Raw genomic sequence first — 18658 nt, 5'->3', positions numbered from 1 at the left:
GGCGATAGTTTCCGAAATGTCCGAGCCGATTGTCTTCGATACGACGCGCAAGGGAGGATTCGACCATGTCTGAGCAGCCCACCTCTCTCGATCCCGTGTCCAAGCAGATCATCGAGCAACTTCAGGAGGATGGACGACGGTCGTACTCGGCCATCGGCAAGGTCGTCGGATTGTCGGAAGCGGCTGTACGCCAACGCGTGCAGAAGCTGATCGACACCGGCGTCACGCAGATCGTCGCGGTGACCGACCCCGTCCAAGTGGGATTCGCACGTCAGGCCATGGTCGGAATCCGCTGCTCGGGGGACGTCACCGAGATCGCCGCCCGGCTCGCCGACGTCGACGCCATCGACTACGTCGTGCTGACGGCCGGCGCCTACGACATTCTGGCCGAGATCGTGTGCGAGAACGACGACCACCTCCTGACCGTGCTCAACAAAGAAATTCGCACTATTCCCGGTGTGCTCGGCACCGAGACGATGGTGTACCTGAAACTTGTCAAACAGCAATATGATTGGGGAACCCGATGACCACGGTTACCAACTCTTCGCCCACTACGTCGCACCTCGAGGCGGCCGCCCGCCGCCACCTGTGGGGTCATTTCTCGCGGCACGGGCAGGGCATCACCCCGCCGATCATCACCCGCGGTGAGGGCGCCCGGATCTGGGACGCCACCGGCAAGAGCTACCTCGACGGGCTGTCCGGGTTGTTCGTCGTCCAGGCCGGGCACGGCCGCGCCGAGCTCGCCGAGGCCGCCGCCAAACAGGCCGAACAGCTCGCGTTCTTCCCGCTCTGGTCCTACGCCACCGCACCGGCGATCGAACTCGCCGAACGCCTCGCCGGCTACGCCCCCGGCGACCTGAACCGGGTCTTCTTCACCACCGGCGGCGGCGAGGCCGTCGAAAGCGCCTGGAAACTGGCCAAGCAGTACTTCAAGAAGGTCGGCAAACCCGGCAAACACAAGGTGATCTCCCGCTCCATCGCCTACCACGGCACCCCGCAGGGCGCCCTCGCCATCACCGGCATCCCCGCCCTCAAGGCCCCGTTCGAACCGCTCACCCCCGGCGCGTTCCGGGTCCCGAACACCAACATCTACCGGGCCCCCGAACCCCTCGGCTCCGACCCGAAGGCGTTCGGGATCTGGGCCGCCGACCGGATCGCCGAGGCCATCGAATTCGAGGGCCCGGACACCGTCGCCGCCGTCTTCCTCGAACCGGTGCAGAACGCCGGCGGCTGCTTCCCACCCCCGCCCGGCTACTTCGAACGGGTCCGGCAGATCTGCGACGAATACGACGTGCTGCTGGTCTCGGACGAGGTGATCTGCGCGTTCGGGCGGATCGGGTCGATGTTCGCGTGCGACGACTTCGGGTACGTGCCCGACATCATCACCTGCGCCAAGGGCCTGACATCGGGGTACTCGCCGATCGGGGCGATGATCGCCTCCGACCGGCTGTTCGAACCGTTCGCCGACGGGACGTCGATGTTCGCGCACGGCTACACCTTCGGCGGGCACCCCGTCTCGGCGGCGGTGGCGTTGGCGAACCTGGACATCTTCGAACGCGAAGGCCTCAACGCCCACGTGGTCGAGCAGGCGCCGGCGTTCCGGGCCACCCTCGACAAGCTCACCGATCTGCCGATGGTCGGGGACGTGCGCGGTGAGGGCTTCTTCTACGGCATCGAACTGGTCAAGGACAAGGCCACCAAGGAGTCGTTCAGCGACGAGGAGGCCGAGCGGATCCTGCACGGATTCCTCTCCACCGCCCTGTTCGACGCCGGCCTGTACTGCCGGGCCGACGACCGCGGCGACCCGGTCATCCAACTCGCCCCGCCGCTGACCTGCGGCCAGGCCGAATTCGACGAGATCGAACGCATCCTGCGCAGCGTCCTCACCGAAGCCTGGACCCTCCTGTGAACCACCAGGACCTTCCCGGGCTGTACGTCGGCGGCCGCTACCGGGACGGCCGGGCGGCCGACCGGTACGAGGTGCTCGATCCGGCGACGGGTGAGGTGATCTCGTCCCGCACCGAGGCGTCGGTGGACGACGTCGATGACGCGGTCGCCACCGCGAAGACCGCCTACGCGGAATGGTCGACGACGAGCCCGGGCGAGCGTTCCGCCGTCCTGACCCGATGGGCTGCCGAGCTCACGGAGATGTCCGACGACATCGCACGCACCGAAACCCGGCAGACGGGTAAGCCCATCAAACTGTCGACCGAGTTCGACGTTCCCGGGTCGATCGACAACGTGTCGTTCTTCGCCGGCGCGGCCCGCAATCTGGAGGGAAAGGCGTCGGGCGAGTACTCCCCCGACCACACGTCCAGCATCCGCCGTGAACCGGTCGGGGTGATCGGCTCGATCTCGCCGTGGAACTATCCGCTGCAGATGGCCGCGTGGAAGATCCTGCCCGCGGTCGCCGCCGGCAACACCATCGTGCTCAAACCGGCGGAGATCACTCCCCTGACGTCGCTGCTGTTCGCGGAGGCCGCGTCCCGCGCCGGCATGCCGGACGGCGTCGTCAACGTGATCACCGGCCGCGGCGCGACGACCGGGTCGTCGCTGGTGTCACACCGGGACGTGAGCATGGTGAGTTTCACCGGATCGACGCCCGTGGGTCGACAGATCGCGGCCGCCGCGGCGGGCAAACGACTCCACCTGGAACTGGGCGGCAAGGCCCCGTTCGTCGTGTTCGACGACGCCGATCTCGAGGCCGCGATCAACGGAGCCGTCGCCGGTGCCCTCATCAACTCGGGCCAGGACTGCACCGCGGCCACCCGCGCCTACGTGCAGCGGCCGCTGTACGACGACTTCGTCGCCGGGGTGGCAGCGCTCATGGAGACCGTTCGCCTCGGCGACCCGTCCGATCCCGGCACCGACATGGGTCCGTTGGTGTCGCGGCGACAGCAGCAGCACGTCGCCGGGTTCATCGATCGCGCCCGCGACACCGGGGCGAAGATCGTCCGCGGCGGTTCCGTCCCCGGGGGTGACCTCGCGTCCGGCTTCTACTACGAGCCGACGCTCGTCGTGGGTGCCGACCAGTCGAGTGAGATCGTGCAGCGGGAGATCTTCGGCCCGGTTCTCGTCGTCCTGCCGTTCGAAAACGATCCGGACGGAATCGCACTCGCCAACGACACCGACTTCGGGCTGGCGGCGTCGGCGTGGACACGGGACCTGTACCGGGCACAGACCGCCTCCCGTGACATCGCCGCGGGCTGTGTCTGGATCAACGACCACATCCCGATCATCAGCGAGATGCCCCACGGCGGGAACAAGGCGTCCGGTTACGGCAAGGACATGTCGACGTACTCGCTCGACGAGTACACCAACGTCAAGCACGTCATGTCCGACATCACGGGAATCGCCAGGAAGGACTGGCACCGGACGGTGTTCGGCGACCGAGGATAAGCCCGATCGCCGGGACGGCAATGCGTGTGCCGTCCCGGCGACCGTGGCAGTTCCGCCAAGTCCCGCCCTGCGCGCGACTACGCTGACGAAAAGGCGCGTTCGCTTCAGCTGAAAGGCAGAGACGATGCATGTGACTCCGTTCGCCTGGATTGTGACGATCCTCGTGATCGTCGCTCTGCTCGCGTTCGACTACTTCTTCCACGTCCGCCACGCGCACATCCCGACGCTGAAGGAAGCGGCGATCTGGTCGTCGATCTACGTCGGCCTCGCGCTGCTCTTCGGTGTCGCGGTCCTGATCTTCGGCGGCGTCGACATGGGCTCGGAATACTTCGCCGGCTACGTCACGGAGAAGGCGCTGTCCGTCGACAACCTCTTCGTCTTCCTCATCATCATGTCCAGCTTCCGGGTGCCGCGCGAAGACCAGCAGAAGGTCCTGCTGTTCGGCATCGTGTTCTCGATCTTCGCCCGGACCGCGTTCATCTTCCTCGGCGCCGCGCTGATCAACTCGTTCGCGTGGGTGTTCTACTTCTTCGGCCTGATCCTGCTGATCACCGCCGGCAACATGCTGCGACCCGAGACCGAGGATTCGCACTCGGCCGACAACTTCATCATCCGGATCGCGAAGAAGTTCATGCACACCACCGAGCACTACGACGGCGACAAACTCTTCACCATCGAGAACGGCAAGCGGGCGATGACGCCGATGCTGCTGGTGATGGTGGCGATCGGCGGCACCGACATCCTGTTCGCGCTCGACTCCATTCCCGCGATCTTCGGCCTCACCCAGAATGTCTTCGTCGTCTTCACGGCCACCGTGTTCTCGCTGATGGGTCTGCGGCAGCTGTACTTCCTCCTGGACGGTCTCCTCGACCGCCTGATCTACCTGTCGTTCGGATTGTCCGCGATCCTCGCGTTCATCGGGGTCAAGCTGATACTGCATGCGCTGCACGAGAACAACCTGCCGTTCGTCAACGACGGCGAACCCGTGAACGTCATCGAAATCAGCACTTTCGCGTCGCTGGCCGTCATCATCGGCATCCTCGTGATCACCGTGATCGCGTCGCTCACCAGCAAGCGGGGCAGGGCACAGTCCGCCATCGCCGGCGCACGGCGGCACGCGATCAACTACCTCGACCTCGACTACACCGCCGACCTGGCGGAGCGCGAACGCATGTATAACAAGTTGTTGAACGAGGAGGAACAACTCAAGAAGCTCGACCCGAAGTTCAAGAAGATGGTCCGCGAGGAAACCGCACTGATGGACCTCATCAAACGCTCCCACCAGGAGCACGACGCGTTCCTCAAACAAAGTTAGATCAACTACCCGGTCCTGAAGGACGCGGGTTTGCTGCTCACGTTCTAACTGGCTGTTAGAGGGGTGGCTGCTTTAGGCACGGTTGATTGGGCGGCCCGGTAGTTGTTGTGTCCGAGTGCGGCAATGTTGGCGGCGGCGTTATGGTCCGCGTGGCCGGTCCATCCGCAGCCGCGGCACCGGAAGAGTGCTTGACTGTGCCTGTTCGCGGTGTCGCAGTGCCCGCAGTGATGGCACGTTTTACTGGTATTGCGAGGGTTGATCACCTGCACCGGCACTCCTGCGGCTTGCGCCTTATAGGTGATCTGGTCGCGCAGTTGCGCGTATGCCCAGGAGTGCAGTTGTTGCCGTTGTCTGCGTGCGAGCCGTACCCGGTCCCGGATTCCCGACAGGTCTTCTACCGCGATTCCTTGACCGGTGCGTTGTGCTTGGGCAACAATCGTTTTCGAGAGTTGGTGATTAATGTCGGTGGCGTACCGAGTCTCCTTCCTACGCCGTTTCTTCAGTTTCCGTTTCGCGGACTTGGTCCCCACCTTTTGCAGCGCGGACCGCATGGTTCCGTTCTTTTTCCGGCGGGCGGTGACCGCACCACCGGACCACCGGACGTCGAGTTCGGCCGGGTCGTCTGCGGTGGTCACAGCCAGGTTCACGATCCCCAAGTCCACGCCCAGCCACCCGGTGGGGTCGTCGGCGGGGACCAGCTGATGCGGTGCGTCGGTGTCGACGGTTGCATGCAGGTAGAAAGATCCGTCGCGGAAAATCAGATCTGACTCGCCTTTGCGGTCGGCGAGCATTTTCAGCTGCCACGGCGCGCACACGAATCCGACGTTGCGCATCCGGCCCGCGGTCGTCCAGATCGACACCGTCGATCGATCTGCCACGACAAGCACCGATCGTCGAACGGTTGGCCCGCGTCCTGACGGAACACGATCGCCTTACCTGCAACCTTCGCATACCGTTTCGATCCCGGCGTGCCGTAATTCCCGTTAAGCAAGTTCACTTTCCGGGTCGCGTACGCATCCGCGACTTTCTTGATGACCCGGATCGCCGGTTGCGCCGACAACCCGCACGCTTTGAGCTGGGCATAGACCTGCTTTTGCAGCGCGAACGGACGTCGATCAGCGGCGGTGTGCGCGAGCTGCGCAACCATGTTCGCCCCCGCATTGCACAACTCTAGTGTCGATTTCAACGCCACATACTGCTCGGGGGTGGGAGCCAGCTTCACGACAACGATCCGCTTCACACCCTGCGCCTTTCCCTGCGGATACTCTTTGGTCTATGTCACCGAGATGGACGCCTGACGCGAACGTACGCCGCGGTCGTAGCGTTATCTACAACCTACATGCACACTTGGTCTTCGTCACGAAGTATCGTCGCGGTGCGTTCACCGACCCGATGCTGACCCGATGCGGGCAGATCATGGCAGAGGTGTGTGACAAGTTCGGCGCAACGTTGACCGAGTTCAACGGAGAAACCGACCACGTCCACCTATTGATCCACTACCCACCTACCGTGCAAATCTCCACCCTGGTCAATAGCCTCAAGGGCGTCTCCGCTCGATACCTGCGCCAAGAGTTCCCCGACCACATCCAGAAATACCTGTGGGGCAATCACTTCTGGTCACCGTCCTACTTCGCCGCCTCCGCAGGCGGAGCCCCACTCGCCATCATCGCCGACTACATCACCAACCAAAAACGACCCGAACCCACGAAAGAAAGCGACCCCGCTACGCGCGATCGCGCAGTACAGAATCAGCTTCCTCCCGGCCCTAAAGGGGCCCTAAAGGGCCAGGCTTCCTCTGATTAATCCGGTGAACTCAGCGAAGCGCCCACCGAATCGGCGGGCGCTTCTGTGACTCGTGCCCCATCCCCATGAAGGCACGCGCCGCGACTACCTCCTCCTCATGCTCCTCATGCTCATTCCACCGTCCGCCATCCCCATGGCGGTGATACCGAGACCCAGCAGACATACGACGATGCCGCAGACCACGTTCGACCAGATCATTCCCGCCGTGGTGGTTACTCCGACGACCAGCCACGGGCTGACGATCATCCACAGACCCAGCAGCGGCGCGACGAACGCCATGCCGTGCGTGCGTGAGTAGGCCGAAGTGAAACCGACGGCAAGCAGTGCCACCGCAACACCCGACAACAGGTTGCACATCGCCAGGCCCGACTGGCTCGCGAACCCGACAATCCACGGCGACGCCGCCATGTACAGGCCCGCCATGAACATCAGGCCCTCGGTGACCTGCGTCATCGGCTGTTCCGAGACCCGGTCGTAGCGAGCCCGCAACTCGGCGATATCAGGGTGTCTCTCGATCGACATACCTGGTGTCGTCATCACCCACCTCCTTGAAAAGAGAACCAATCCCTACCGAGGGGGTGCCCCGAACTCGATACCGCAAACCAGCGATGACCAGGTAATTTTTCCGAATTTCCGCTACCGACCAGTCCCCACGGACCTCGACGCACCCCAGTCGTGCAGACCCTTTCCCGCACGAGGAATTTTCCTGCTAAGTAGTGGAGAAACGGCTGGGCCTGGGCAGCTGTCCAGGGGCCAGGCATACTCGATGTGTGTGGTGGATTGCCTGGGTCGCGCTCGCCTGGATAGCGCTGTCGGTGCCGCTCGCGATCCTCATCGGGAAAGCGATTCGGCAGAAGGACCTGCACGAACTGCCTGCCAAAGAGGACGCGACGAGTAAGAACGACCCTCCCGACCGAACGGTTGCATGACCGTGCCCCAGCGGGCGCGATCCCTGGGCAGCTTGGAAGAATGACGGGATGGCGCTGCCCTTCTATCCACTCGTGTTCATGAACCTGTTGTTTGCGGCGACCACACTGTGCCTTGCACGACCCTCGCGCCTGTCCGCCTCAGCCACCGTCGCTGCCGCCGTGCTCTGGCTGTTCGGCAACGGCCCGCTCGAGGGTCAAGTCCTCTGGGAGTTCGACGCCACGCACGGCCTCACGGTGTCCGATCTGCTGTCCGTTGCGGCCGTCGCCATCGCCGTCTGGACGTTCTCGACCACCGGGGACCGACCGTGGGCTCGACGAACCGGGCGACGCCGCCGAACGCCGTTCCGGATTCGGTACTGACCGGATCAGCGTCTCGAAGCCGCCCCGACCACCCTCAACACGCCCGGTGACGTCATGTGCCAATGCGCACTGTCGACGATGCGGTTTCGGACAGCGCCTGCCACGTAGGGCTCCCAGCTCGCTGCGGCCGCCGATCCCGTGGGATCGTCCCGGCCGGCAGTGAAGAACGCGACGTCACCGCGGAAGACACCCGGACTGTGGCGCTCGAGCAGCGCGCAGTTGTGTGCGGCACTTTCGACCAGCCCCTGGAGTTGGTCGCGGCTGAGAACGGCCATCGGACCGCCCGTCGCCGCCAGCAAGTCCACCGCCGATTCGGGTGTCATGTCCGCGACGGCCGCCGGCACGTCCCCCTCGACACCGATTCCCGCCAGCAAGTCACCCACGCTCACCGGCATCTCCGTGTCCCTCGGGTCCGGTTGATGCGCGTAACTGTCGAGCATCACGACCGTCGCCACCTCCTCACCCGCTGCCTGGAGTTGCACCGCGACCGCATGCGCGAGGACTCCGCCGAGCGACCAACCCAGGAGTTCGTACGGCCCGCGAGCCTGGATCCTGCGGATCTCCTCCACGTACCTCGCCGCGAGATCGTCGATCGACGCCGGCAGCGAGTCCTCGCCTGCGATCGCCGGCGACTGAAGGCCGTAGATCGGCCGATCGGGATCGATCCTGGACGTCAGACCCGTGTAGCACCAGGCGAGACCCACGATCGGGTGGATGCAGAACAGTGGGCGCCCCTCCCCTGCCGTCCGGATGGGGAAGAGCACGTCGAGCGCGCCGTCACGGTGCCGATCGGCCGAACCCAACCGTGCCGCAATCGAACTCGGGGTCGGATCCGTCATCACCATCTGCAACGGAACCGCAACGCCGGTAGACGCCTCGAGCGCACTCACCACGCGTACCGCCATCAGAGAGTTACCGCCCAGCTCGAAGAAATTGTCGTCCGCACCCACCCTCTCGAGACCCAGCAGCTCCGCGAAGGCGGTGGCCACCGCAACCTCGGTGTCCGTCACCGGGGCGCGGAACGCCCGTGGTTCGAACCGCGGCTTCGGAAGCGCACGCCTGTCGAGCTTCCCGGCCGACGCCAAGGGCAGCTCGTCCAGAATCATGATTTGCGACGGCACCATGTACGCGGGTAGCCGTTCTCCGGCAAACGCCGCCAATTCGTGAGTATCGATACGCCGGCCCTGTTCGGCCACGACGTAACCGACGAGGTGGTCACCGCCACGCTCATCCGAGACCAGTGCCACGGCGGCCTGGGACACCCCCGCCGCCGCCTCCAGCACCGACTCGATCTCCCGCAGTTCGATTCGCAGGCCACGCAACTTGACCTGGAGGTCCGTTCGGCCCAGATACACCAGCTGACCAGTTCGGGTCCACTTCACGAGATCACCTGTGCGATACAGGCGTTCTCCTGCCAGTCCGAAGGGATCGGCCACGAATCGTTCCGCAGTGAGTTCGCTCCGTCCCACATAGCCGCGGGCCACTTGGTCGCCGCCGAGATAGAGCTCGCCGGCGACACCCACCGGAACGGGATTCAGCCGTGCGTCCAGCACATACGCCCGGGTGTTCCACACCGGCGCACCGATCGGCACTCGCGCATCCACGGATTTGCCCAGCTTGAACGCTGTCGTGGTGATCGCCGCCTCGGTGGGACCATACGTATTGTGGAATGCGCCCGGACGGAGAGCGATCACGTCCTCCGCGAGCTCGGACGACACCTCCTCGCCGCCCACAAAGAGGTGTCGTAGCGGGGACAGGGCGTCCCCCTCACCGATCGCGAGGAACGCGGCCAGTACCGACGGCACGAAATGCATCATGGTGATCCGGCGCTCGCGGATGACTGACGCCAGGTATTCGAGGTCGCGATGCCCGCCGGGCCGCGTCACCACCAGTTGGGCTCCCACGATCAGGGGCAGGAAGACCTCCCACACCGAGACATCGAATGTGTACGGGGCCTTCAACACTCCGCGGTCGTCAACGGTGACCTCGTACTCATCGGCGAGCCAGCGCAGCTGATTCACGATTGCCGCGTGGCTGACGGTCACGCCCTTGGGTCGTCCCGTCGATCCCGACGTGAAGAGAACGTAGGCGGTGTTCTGCGGCCGCAGCGGGCGCACTCGGTCGGCATCGCAGATCGGCCGCGCACTGAACCCGGAAAGATCGACGGTGTCGATGTCGACGTGCGCGGTGCCGGCAGGCAACGACGCGCGGGTCCACGATGTGGTCAACACCAGATCCGCCGCCGCGGAGCTCAGCACGTCCTCGATACGCTCTGCCGGGTGGTCGGGGTCGAGAGGCACGTAACCACCGCCGGCCCGGAGGACGGCGCACATTCCGACGATCATGTCCGGCGAGCGCTCGAACGCAAGCGCCACGAGGGAGTCCGGGCCCACTCCACGCTCGACGAGCAGCCTCGCCAGGCGGTTGACACGCGAGTCCAGCTCGCCGTACGTCAACGAATCGCCCTCGAAGACGACGGCAACAGCGCCCGGGACGCGGGCCATCTGGGCATCGAGAAGATCGACCAGAGTCGCTGCGCGCAACTCCACGTCCGTCGAATTCCACGTGTCCAGCATCTGGACCGTCTCGTCGTCCGTCAGCAGGGACAGATCGCGGACCTGACGACCCGGTTGCGTTGCGAAAGCCTCGGCGACGCGCACCAACCCGCTGACGAACCGGTCCGCCGTCGCGGAATCGAACAGCTCGGTGGAGTACGTGAGAGTCCCCGAGACACCGGCAGGGTCACCCTTGTCGTCGTAGCTGTCCGACAGTGAGAAGTCGAGGTCGAACTTGGTGACCTGCGCGTCGATCTCGAGCGGCGCAATGGTCAATCCCGGCAGTTCCAGCGCCGCCTCGGTCTGGTTCTGAAACGCGAGCATGACCTGGAACAGCGACGAATACGATTGCGAACGAGCCGGATTCAGAATCTCGACCAGCCGCTCGAACGGCACCTCCGCGTGGGCCATCGCCCCGAGATCGGTCTCGCGCACCTGTTCCAGCACGTCGAGAAGGGAGGCGTCGGGATCCACCTCGGTACGCAGCACGAGCGTGTTGACGAACATGCCGACCACGTCGTCGAGTACCCGCTCGCCGCGACCCGCGACCGGAGTGCCGATCACGATGTCCGAGGTTCCCGTGACGCGCGCCAGCAACACCGCCAGAGCGGCGTGCACCATCATGAAAAGTGTCGTATTGTGTTGTCGTGCAATCTCACCGAGACGTCGATGCGTGTCGGCACCGATGGTCACGGGCACGACAGCACCCCGATTAGTGCGTGCCGCGGGCCGGGGGCGGTCGGTCGGTAGTTCGAGGAACTCGGGAATTCCCGCGAGTGTGCGCGTCCAATAGTCGAACTGCGTCGCCGCCGGCGATTCCGGGTCACCTTCGTCGCCCAGCACCTCGCGTTGCCACAGCGCGAAATCGGCATACTGAACCTCGAGCGGTGTCCACCCGGGACGTTCGCCCCTCGACCGCGCCAGATATGCCGTCGCTACATCCCGCGCCAGCGGTGCCATGGAGAAGCCGTCCGCACTGATGTGGTGAACCACCACGACCAGGATCAGTTCGTTGTCGCTCACCCGCAGCAGTCGTCCACGGATCGGCACCGATGCCGAGACGTCGAATCCCCGTGCGACGACCGAGAGCACGTGGGCGTCCACGGCATCTTCCGTCACGGTTGTCGGCGACAAATCCAATTCGACAGTTTCTGCGGGCAACACGATCTGCACCGGCTCACCGTCGTGTTCCGGGAACACCGTCCGGAGAGATTCGTGCCGTTCCAGCACGTCGTGCACCGCCTGCTGCAGTGCGGGCACGTTCAGCTCTCCCGTCAACCGCACGGCCAGGGGCATGTTGTATGCCGGGGATGCCGGGTCGAAGCGGCTCAGGAACCACATCCGCTGCTGCGCCGGCGACAGGGGAACACGGTCCGGTCGAGGACGCCGCGACAGGACCGGACGGTTACCCGTGCCCACCAGCGAAGACACCTGCTCGGCAAGCGCTTCCACCGTCGACGCCTCGAACAGCATCCGGACCGGCACGTGCGCATTCAGCACCTCACCCAATCGGGCGGCCGCCTGTGTCGCGATCAGCGAGTTACCGCCCAGCGCGAAGAATTCGTCGTCGAGCCCGACCTGCTCCACTGCGAGCACCTCGGCGAAGACGGCGACGACGGCCTCCTGCACCGCCGACACGGGCGCTCGGAAGACCCTCGACTCGAGTACCGGCGCCGGCAACGCCTTCACGTCGATCTTGCCCGAGGCGTTGAGAGGAAATGCGTCGAGCACCACGACAGCGGCAGGCACCAGGTACGACGGCAACACGTCTTCGAGCCTCTTGCGCAACAACTCGACGTCGAGGGAACCGCGGGGCACGACATACGACACCAACGCGTCGGCACCGGCAGCGTTGGGCCGGGCCACCGTGATCGCACCGTCGACGTCGGCGACCCGGGTGATCACCGCGTCGACCTCCCCCGGTTCGATGCGGACGCCACGAATCTTCACCTGCCGGTCCACTCGCGCGATGAACTGCAGATTGCCGTCGGCACGGCGATGCACCAGGTCGCCGGTCCGGTACATGCGAGTACCGCCCGCACCCGCAACGAATCGCACCGAGGTTCGCCCAGGATCACCGACGTATCCGCGGGCCAGTCCGGAACCGGACAGATACAGCTCACCGATCGCACCGACGGGAACCGGGCGCAATCGGTCGTCGAGCACCCGACCGCTGGTGCCGGAAATCGGTCCACCGATGGTCACGTGGCCGTCCACCGCGGCAAGGGTGGCGACGACGGTCGACTCCGTCGGCCCGTACGCGTTGAGCATCCGCCGGCCGTCGCTCCATGCCGCGGCCAGATCCGGATGCAGAGCCTCACCGCCGACCGCGACGACCTCGATGTGCTCGAGCCCCTCCGTTTTCAGGGAGGCCAGCACTGCCGGCGTCGACAGATAATGGCTCACCTGGTGATCCACGAGCACACGGTGCAGATCCGGTCCCGCGTACACCTCGGCGGGGGCGACCACCAGGCAGGCACCCGCTCCGAACGCGAGCAGCGCCTCGAGGAGCGCGGCGTCGAAGGTGGGGTTGTAGGCGTGGAGCACCCGTGAGTCCGACGTGACCCGATACCGACGCACCGCCTCCTCGGTCAGTGAGGACACACCGCGGTGCGGCACCATCACCCCCTTGGGTGTGCCGGTGGAACCCGACGTGTAGATGATGTACGCCACCTCGTCCGGATGCACCGGAACATGCACCGGAGGAACATCGTTCAGATGGTCACCCGCGGTGACCGGCAGCCACGCGATCCGGGAACCGCCCACCGACATCGCCCCGACCCCGACACACACGTCGGCCTCGGTCAGCACTCTTTCCAGACGCTCGGCCGGATGTGTCGGATCCACCGGGACGAAGGCCGCACCGGTCTTGGTGATGGCCCACAGCGCAATCATGAAATCCACCGACCGCGGCAGGGCGAGCGCGATCACGCGGCCCGGCCGCGCACCTGCGTCGATCAGGACGCGCGCCAGCGAATCGGACCGCGCGTCGAGGTCACGGTAGGTGAGGGTCACGGCACCGTCGGAGAGTGCCGACGCAGTCGGGAAGTCGCGGGCAGTGCCGGTCAAAATCTCGGAAAGGGATCTCGGTGAGGAAGGTTCGCCGCCGTCGAGGACTGCGCCGGCAGCGAGGCCGATGCTGCCCACGTCGATCTCGGGACGGTCGGTGACGACGGCCAGCACGTCCACGAACAACTCGGCCAGCGATCGAATCGTCGCGGCGTCGAACAGCGACGGCGTGTAGGTGACGACACCGTCCACTCCGACCGGGTCGTGATCCGACCAGCGCTCCGAGTACGTGAACGCCAGATCGAATGGCGTCGGAGTGGTGCCGTTCTCCGAGGTCGGCGCGAGCGCGAGCGACACCTGCGGTCGCTCGCCACCGAGCAGGTCGGCGAGGGCCTCGAACGGCACGTCCGCATCCTGGAAAGCCGCAACATCGAAGTTCCGGACCTGCTCGAGGACCTCGAGGAACGACATGGCAGGGGTGACGCGGGTCCGCAACGCCACCGTGTGGGCCCGATCTCCCGCCAGCCCCGCATTGCCACCGACGACGATGTCGCGGTGAACGCCGATGCGTGCGAGCAGGATTGCGAGAGTCGCCCGCAACACCGTGAACAGCGTCACGCCCTGCTCTCGTGCCAACCGCAGGGCGGCCTCGTGGCGATCGGAACCGATCGCGAACTCGTGCACGCAGTCCGACGGGGAGGCAACTCCCCCGACTATCCGGTCGGTCGGCACCGGTGACGACGAACCGACGCCGCGCAACGCCCGCTGCCACCGGGCGAGGCTGCTGTCGCCGGATGCACCCGGTAGCCGCTCCAGTCGCCCGTCGCGATACCGCCCTCGGTCCCCGGTTCGGTACATCCGTACTCCCCCGGTTCCCTCCGTACCTTCGGGCACGAACGGGTCTGCCACGAACCGTTCGGCAGTACCCCCGGGCCGACGGTGAAATCCTCGGGCAACCTGCTGCCCTCCCACATACAGTTCCCCGACCGTGCCGGGCGGAACGGGCCGCAACGCCCGGTCCAGCACATAGATGCGGGACCCGGCATCCAGGTCGGCGGGTTGCGCAGGCTCGCGATCCTGTCGATCGTGTCCCACCGTCCCGCCATCGACGAGTGGATCCCACATGTCCGCGACCACGGCGTCGCAGTCGTTGCCCGACCGCACACGCGCCAGCACATTCGCGTGGGTCACCGCGACCGGTTCCGAGCCCACGGGGCAGAGCACATAGGCAACGCGGTCGGGGTGAATCGGTCCCCACTCCGACGCCGTAACTCCGTTGCCGCCATCGCTGTTCCGCTCGACGTCGTCGAGCAGCAGTGTCCGGTATCCGCCGTGAGGAATCGCTCCGGCGTCGGCCCGACTGATGAGCAGCAGTGCCGGCACCACGTCGGCCAGTATGTACCGGATGCGTTCGGTGGGATGGTCGGGACTCAGGGGCAGGCAGGTTGCGCCTGCCCGCAGCACGGCAATGTGCGCAACAACCGTGTCGACCGGATTCGACAGTCCGACAGCGACAATGCTCGAATCGCCGATTCCGGATGCCGTCAGCGTTCGCGCCAGACGGTCGGCGCGACGGTCGACTTCGGCATAGGAGAGCACCTCGCCACCGCGGCCGACGGCCACGGCGTCCGGGCGGTCGGCAACTCGCTGCCGGAACACGTCGGACAACGACACGTCCTGGTGCGCCGAATCCCTCGCCCCTCCGATGGCTCCGGCCCGCTCGTCCGGCGTCAGCAGGTCGATCGAGCTCAGCGCAACGCCTGGGTTGTCGGCGATGACCACGAAGAGCCGGTGCAGCCGCCGCGTCCATTGCTCCACCGTCGGTCGCTCGAAACGAGGTTCAGCGTAACGCAATACACCCTCGACTCGGTCGCCGTGTCCGTCGACCCGACCGCGCAGCGACACCACCAGATCCAGGCCGTCGAACTCCCGCTCCGACTCCGCTTCCACCGACAGCATCACCTGGAAGAGCGGGTGACGATCCGGCGAAAGGTCTTGCCCGACAGCATCGACCACGTTCGCGAACGGGACCGCACCGTGTGCGCGTGCGGCCCGCTCGGCGTGGTGGGTTTCGACCAGGAACTCCTCGAACGTCAGACGTGGATCGAGTCTGCTGCGCAGCACCAGAGGCTCGGAATCGTGGCCGTCCCCTCCGTCGGGGCAGTCCGACAGGACCGCTCCGACGGCGAGATCGTCCGCACCGCTCACCACGGACAACAACACCGCCACGGCCGCGTGGACAACGGTGAAGAGCGAGACCTCGTGCTGGGCCGCAAGATGGTTCACATCCCGGTACAGGGCGGGATCCACGGCGAACGGAACCGCACCGGTGAGTGCACCGGAGGTCACCGAGACGTCGTGGTCCACCGGCAACGGCAGGGAACACGGCAGGCCCCTGAGCTGCTGCGCCCAGTAACGTAACTCGCGTTCGTACGGCGCAGGAATCGGCAACGCGGATCGATCGACCTTGCCGCTGGGGGTGAGCGGCACCGCATCGAGAACGGTGACCGTCGAGGGCACCATGTACGCCGGCAGTCGCTCGGCCACGCCGGCGAGAACGTCATCGGGATCCAGGCTGATGCCGTGAACGTAACCGTCCACCACCAACTCACCGTTCCGGTCGTGTGCCACCGCGATAGCCGTGTCGACACCCGGATGCCGGCCGAGAACCGCGGTGATCTCGCCCAGTTCGACCCGGAATCCGCGAATCTTCACCTGATCGTCGGCCCGGTCCACGAATTCCAACTCGTGGTCCGCCGACCACCGTACGAGATCGCCCGTCCGATACATGCGTTGCAGATCGGTCGCGAACGGGTTGGCGACGAAACGAGTCGCGCTCGCACCCGGCCGCTCCAAGTATCCGCGGCCCACCCCCGGACCGGACAGGTACAACTCGCCCACCACTCCGGCCGGCACCGGCTGCAGGTAGCGGTCCAACACCACTGCCGACACACCTTCGATCGGTCGCCCGATCGTGGTGCGGGAACCGGGGACGAGCGCTCCGGTGGCCGTGGCCCACACCGTGACTTCCGTCGGCCCGTACAAGTTCAGCACGGTGCGGCCCACGCCCCACCGCGCCACCAGTTCCGGCGGGCAGACCTCACCCGCGACGGCGAGTACCTCGAGATCGGTCAATCCAGCCGGATCCATCTGCGCCGGGACCGCCGGTGTCGTGGTCCAGTGGGTGATCCGCTCACGCCGCAGCAGGTCGGCCAGCGCCTTCCCTCCGCGCACCGGCGGCGGCGCAATCACCAACGTCGCGCCCGCTGTGACCGCGACCAACAACTCGTGAATCGACGCGTCGTAGGAGGGCGAGGCGCACATCAGCACTCGCGATCGGGAATCTGCTGCATAGAGACGACGCAATGCGGCGGCGTGATTCGCAAGTCCCCGATGGGGCATGGTGATACCGCGTGGCGCCCCCACCGAGCCGGACGTGTAGATGACATACGCCGCGTTGTCCAGCCTGATCGGGTGTGCCAGTTCTGCATCCGCGACAGGCGTGCCGTCCCCCGGCGCATCGGCCACATCCACCCACTCGACACCCCGAGGCACCACCTCCGGCTCTGTTGCGACAGCGATGGTGACGCCGGATTCCTCGATCATGTGCGCGATGCGTTCGGCCGGGTAACCAGGGTCCACCGGAACGAACGCCGCACCGCACCGCGCGACAGCCCACACCGCCACCACCTGGTCGATCGAGCGCGGCAGCATCAATGCGACACGGTTGCCGACGCCAACACCCTGTGCGAGCAGTCTGCGCGCGAGCCGATTCGATCGCTCGTGCAGAGCGCGGTACGTCATCTCGACATCTCCACAGCGGACCGCAACCGTGTCGGAATCCGCTGTCAGGTCGAACATGTCCGGAAGCGTGAGCGGAGACACCGAGGGAGGACCCGCGAGAGGCGCCAGCACTTCGAGTTCGTCGTCGGTAAGCAACGGCAGGCTGCCGACCGCCGCCTCGGCGTCCGCGCCCACGAATCCGCCCAGATACTCCAGAAATCTCGCATGGTGTCCCGCAAGTTCGTCTCGCTCGTAGACTGCCGGGTTGCCCTCGAAGTCCACGCGGACGTTCTGACCCGCGGCACCCGGATAGATCGCCACCGCAAGGTCGTCGACCGGGCCCGCGGTGAGAACGTTCAATTCACCGAGTACTTCACCCCACCACGTCTCCCTGTGGAACATCATGATGTTGACCATCGGACCGAAGCCGCGGCCGACGCGGGAGGTCGAACGCATGTCGTGGAGTATGTCTTCGTACCGGAAACGTTGATGCCGCAGCGCACCGGTCAGTTCGAGCTGGACACGGCGCACCAGGTCGCGTGCAGTCCCGTGCGCATCCACCACGGTCCGGAGCGGAACGATGTTGGCCACACTGCCGCCCGACCGGCGCGCCCCCGCGGTGGTGCGAGCAGACACCGGGAGACTCAGCACGACATCCGAATTGCCCGTCATCCGAGCGAGAAATGCGGCGAACGCCGCGACCACGATCGGTACCTCGAACGAATTCCACTCCCGAGCGAGCGCTTCCAGCTCGTCGACGACGCCGGGATCCATCACCTTGCCGGCGAGCAACGATACCGCCGACGGGGCGCTCTCCCGATCGGTCAGACGGGACGGCTCGGGCAGATTCGCTGTTCGTTCGGCCCAGTACTGTCGGTCGATCTCGAACCGGCGGGACTGCGGGTACGCATCCTCGGCCTCGTACAGTGCGCGTAGCGGCAGCGCTTTCGACGCGGGAGCTTCCGTGCGCTCGACTGCGTGCGTGTAGAGCTCGGCAACCCGATTCATCAGCACCATGGCGCCGTAGCCGTCGAGAATCAGGTGGTGCGCGAAGGTGGTGAGAAGGTAGTGGTCACGGCCGACGTGCAGCAGTGTCGCCGAAATCAGCCGGTCCCGGTACACCGACATGGGGCGGCGTCGCCGCTCATCCATCCACCGGTGCGCCTCCGCCACGGGATCTTCACGAGGCCGCAGGTCGACGTAGGCGAGTTCGTCGTCGATCGTCTCGTCCGCCAACTGGTACGGCTCACCCGTGTAGTCGACGATCCGCACCCCAGGTGACTCGATGTCGAACGAGCCCTGCTCGGACGCCCACTTCAACGCTCCGACGTCCACAGGCCCACGAAGCTCGACATACTGCGCAACGAGAATGGGAACGTTCGGTTCCAACTGCTGCGCGAACCACAGCCCCTTTTGGGCATGCGAAAGCGGGAAGGCACGTGAATCCACTTCACCTGCATTCTTGCGCGGGAACCCCGAGCCCACTATCTGTCCCCCGATCTACA

9 protein-coding genes and 1 pseudogene are annotated in these 18658 nt (G+C 65.7%); 7 read left to right on the top strand and 3 right to left on the bottom strand.

Annotation, left to right across the window (positions count from 1 at the left end):
• Positions 1-65 precede the first annotated feature (65 nt).
• From ACFVJ3_RS34300 to ACFVJ3_RS34285, 4 genes are all read left to right on the top strand, one after another.
• Positions 66-527 (top strand): Lrp/AsnC family transcriptional regulator, encoded by a 462-nt coding sequence (locus ACFVJ3_RS34300; RefSeq protein WP_378456291.1) that lies wholly within the window; start codon positions 66-68, stop codon positions 525-527.
• Positions 524-1909, top strand: a complete 1386-nt coding sequence (locus ACFVJ3_RS34295) for an aspartate aminotransferase family protein (protein WP_378456290.1) — start codon at positions 524-526, stop codon at positions 1907-1909. Before ACFVJ3_RS34300 ends, ACFVJ3_RS34295 begins: the two co-directional genes overlap by 4 nt.
• The gene (locus tag ACFVJ3_RS34290; protein ID WP_378456289.1) at positions 1906-3399 is read left to right on the top strand and encodes a gamma-aminobutyraldehyde dehydrogenase; all 1494 of its coding nucleotides are present in this window, start codon (positions 1906-1908) and stop codon (positions 3397-3399) included. The genes ACFVJ3_RS34295 and ACFVJ3_RS34290 overlap by 4 nt, the downstream gene beginning before the upstream one ends.
• Positions 3400-3523: 124 nt before the next feature.
• Positions 3524-4714 carry a TerC family protein gene (locus ACFVJ3_RS34285; protein ID WP_378456288.1) on the top strand — a complete coding sequence of 397 codons (1191 nt, stop codon included), beginning with the start codon at positions 3524-3526 and terminating at the stop codon, positions 4712-4714.
• A 44-nt stretch (positions 4715-4758) separates the two neighbouring features.
• Here the strand turns inward: ACFVJ3_RS34285 and ACFVJ3_RS34280 are convergent.
• Positions 4759-5954, bottom strand: a pseudogene (locus tag ACFVJ3_RS34280) (RNA-guided endonuclease InsQ/TnpB family protein).
• A 35-nt stretch (positions 5955-5989) separates the two neighbouring features.
• Between ACFVJ3_RS34280 and tnpA the strand changes: the two are divergent.
• On the top strand, positions 5990-6517 hold the full coding sequence (gene tnpA / locus ACFVJ3_RS34275; RefSeq protein ID WP_378456287.1) for an IS200/IS605 family transposase: 528 nt from the start codon (positions 5990-5992) through the stop codon (positions 6515-6517).
• An 84-nt stretch (positions 6518-6601) separates the two neighbouring features.
• Here tnpA and ACFVJ3_RS34270 read toward each other — a convergent pair whose 3' ends face one another.
• A complete protein-coding gene (locus ACFVJ3_RS34270; protein WP_378456286.1) occupies positions 6602-7054 on the bottom strand; it encodes an SPW repeat protein in 453 nt (150 codons plus the stop codon).
• A gap of 233 nt (positions 7055-7287) precedes the next feature.
• Here ACFVJ3_RS34270 and ACFVJ3_RS34265 point away from each other — a divergent pair, with 233 nt between their 5' ends.
• Together ACFVJ3_RS34265 and ACFVJ3_RS34260 are read left to right on the top strand one after the other, a co-directional pair.
• Entirely contained in the window at positions 7288-7446 is a 159-nt protein-coding gene (locus ACFVJ3_RS34265; RefSeq protein WP_317567875.1) for a hypothetical protein, read from the top strand.
• A 48-nt stretch (positions 7447-7494) separates the two neighbouring features.
• On the top strand, positions 7495-7806 hold the full coding sequence (locus tag ACFVJ3_RS34260) for a hypothetical protein (protein ID WP_378456285.1): 312 nt from the start codon (positions 7495-7497) through the stop codon (positions 7804-7806).
• A gap of 5 nt (positions 7807-7811) precedes the next feature.
• Here ACFVJ3_RS34260 and ACFVJ3_RS34255 read toward each other — a convergent pair whose 3' ends face one another.
• The gene (locus tag ACFVJ3_RS34255; RefSeq protein WP_378456284.1) at positions 7812-18602 is read right to left on the bottom strand and encodes an amino acid adenylation domain-containing protein; all 10791 of its coding nucleotides are present in this window, start codon (positions 18600-18602) and stop codon (positions 7812-7814) included.
• Positions 18603-18658 lie beyond the last annotated feature (56 nt).

Origin of the sequence: Rhodococcus sp. NPDC127593 (genome assembly GCF_042671975.1) — a bacterium.
Lineage (GTDB): Bacteria > Actinomycetota > Actinomycetes > Mycobacteriales > Mycobacteriaceae > Rhodococcus_F.
This window is presented reverse-complemented; position numbering and strand designations above follow the sequence as displayed.

Excerpts from the sequence above, each read along its gene's own strand:
- ACFVJ3_RS34300 (WP_378456291.1), top strand. The coding sequence starts at position 66 with ATGTCTGAGCAGCCCACCTCTCTCGATCCCGTGTCCAAGCAGATCATC.
- ACFVJ3_RS34295 (WP_378456290.1), top strand. The coding sequence starts at position 524 with ATGACCACGGTTACCAACTCTTCGCCCACTACGTCGCACCTCGAGGCG.
- ACFVJ3_RS34285 (WP_378456288.1), top strand. The coding sequence starts at position 3,524 with ATGCATGTGACTCCGTTCGCCTGGATTGTGACGATCCTCGTGATCGTC.
- tnpA (WP_378456287.1), top strand. The coding sequence starts at position 5,990 with ATGTCACCGAGATGGACGCCTGACGCGAACGTACGCCGCGGTCGTAGC.
- ACFVJ3_RS34270 (WP_378456286.1), bottom strand. The coding sequence starts at position 7,054 with ATGACGACACCAGGTATGTCGATCGAGAGACACCCTGATATCGCCGAG.
- ACFVJ3_RS34260 (WP_378456285.1), top strand. The coding sequence starts at position 7,495 with ATGGCGCTGCCCTTCTATCCACTCGTGTTCATGAACCTGTTGTTTGCG.